Annotated in this window: 2 protein-coding genes; both read left to right on the forward strand. The window is 62.7% G+C overall.

From position 1 onward, the window contains the following. On the forward strand, positions 1-274 hold a 274-nt coding region (locus AYR66_RS08470; protein ID WP_141104188.1), incomplete at its 5' end, for an RES family NAD+ phosphorylase. 436 nt (positions 275-710) lie between these two features. After that, the coding region (nirB, locus tag AYR66_RS08480) for a nitrite reductase large subunit NirB (RefSeq protein ID WP_170942284.1) at positions 711-2,083 on the forward strand (1,373 nt) is incomplete at its 3' end.

Here is a 2,083-nt window from a genome sequence, read left to right on the forward strand (position 1 = left end):
TCGATGGACAGCTCCGACGGACTACGCTGCCTGCCAGCAGCTGGCGCGCGAGGCACGTTCCGCAGGCATCCAGGTCATCCGTTACCAGTCGGTGCGTGATCCCTTGCCGGGCGCCTGCGCGGCCGTGCTGACGCATGCGGCCTTTGTCAGGCCGATGCCGGAGGAAAGCCAGACGTGGACGCTCGCCGTATTCCGCCAGCGCGTTTTCTGGCGCCGCGATTCGATCTTCGAAGAGCAACATTTCGACTTCGATGCCGCCCGCTGGACGCGATAGCCGGTCGCGCACCTATACGGTGCATTGCACCAAACCCACGCTCATCCTCAATGCGCCGCATCCCACTTTGATGCGGCAAGACCACCTCATCTCGCTAAAAACCACCTGAATCGCTTGGCATGCCGATTGCTCAATGCCAATTGCAAGGCAATGGTGCCTTGTGATGAGAGTCCGAAGTGGGGCTCCCGTGCATATCCGGTTTGATACGACGATGCCAAAGAACACCAACAGCACAGCGCTCCCTCTCGCGGAGACCGCTTCAGTCAGCCACCACCTGCCGTGGACGGCGCCCATGACGCTCCCCCTCGTCTGGCTTGCAGGCTCCTCGAATTTTCTCGCGACCGCCACCCGTGCGGGCTACGCGCAATCAGGTTTTTGAAATCAGGTCCGGACGCATACGCGTTGGCGCCATACACATATTGAAAAGGGAAGACGCATGAAAATCCTTGTTATCGGCCACGGCATGGTTGGACACAAATTTCTCGAGAGCCTGGACGAAAGCGGCCTGCGCGACGTCGAGGTGACCGTGCTCTGCGAAGAGCCACGCCCCGCCTACGACCGGGTCCATCTCTCCGAATTTTTCTCCGGCAAATCGGCCGAAGACCTGTCGCTGGTTTCACCCGGTTTCTTCGACCGCAACAACCTGCTGCTCAAGCTGAACAGCAAGGCAGCCTCGATCGACCGCGCGAACAAGACCGTCACGACTGCGAGCGGCGAAGTCCTTTCCTATGACAAGCTGGTCATGGCAACCGGCTCCTATCCCTTTGTTCCGCCGGTGCCCGGCAAGGACCGCAAGGACTGCTTTGTCTACCGCACTATCGAAGACCTGGAAGCGATGCTGGAGTGCGGCTCCCGCTCCAAGAGCGGTGTCGTCATCGGCGGCGGCCTGCTTGGCCTGGAGTGCGCCAAGGCACTGCGCGACATGAAGCTCGACACGCACGTGGTCGAATTCGCACCGCGCCTGATGGCGGTGCAGGTGGACGACGGCGGCGGCCGCGTGCTGCGCAAGAAGATCGAAGAGCTGGGCGTCAGCGTGCACACGCAAAAGAACACGCTCGAAATCGTCGACGGCGAACAGGCTCGTCACCGCCTCGTATTCGCGGATGGCTCGCACCTCGAAACGGACATGCTGGTCTTCTCCGCCGGTATTCGTCCGCGTGATGAACTTGCGCGCCAGAGCGGCCTCGCGCTTGGCCCGCGCGGCGGCATTGCGATCGACGGAAACTGCCTCAGTGCCGATCCGGATATTTACGCGATCGGCGAGTGCGCCGCATGGAACGGCATGGTCTACGGCCTGGTCGCGCCCGGCTACGACATGGCGCGCATTGCGGCAAAACACATTGCCGGCGAAGCCGCGACCTTCGCGGGCGCCGACATGAGCACCAAGCTCAAGCTGATGGGCGTGGACGTCGCCAGCATCGGCGATGCGATGGGCAGCACCGCCGGCAGCCGCTCCTACCAGTTCACCGATGAGCGCAAGCAGGTCTACAAGAAGATCGTGGTGTCCGAAGACGGCAAGCTGCTGCTGGGTGCCGTGCTGGTGGGCGATGCCGCCGAATACGGAACCTTGCTGCAGATGATGCTCAACAAGATCGAACTGCCGGAAGCGCCCGAATTCCTGATCCTGCCGCAGAGCGACGGCAAGGCCAAGCCGGGACTCGGCGTGGAAGCGCTGCCCGCATCCGCACAGATCTGCTCATGCAACAACGTCTCCAAGGGGCAGCTGTGCGACGCGGTCGCCGGCGGCGCGACCAACGTGGTCGACCTCAAGTCATGCACCAAGGCCGGCACCGCCTGCGGCGGGTGGGG

The organism is Noviherbaspirillum denitrificans (assembly GCF_002211445.1).
In the GTDB taxonomy this organism is placed as follows: Bacteria; Pseudomonadota; Gammaproteobacteria; order Burkholderiales; family Burkholderiaceae_D; genus Noviherbaspirillum; species Noviherbaspirillum denitrificans.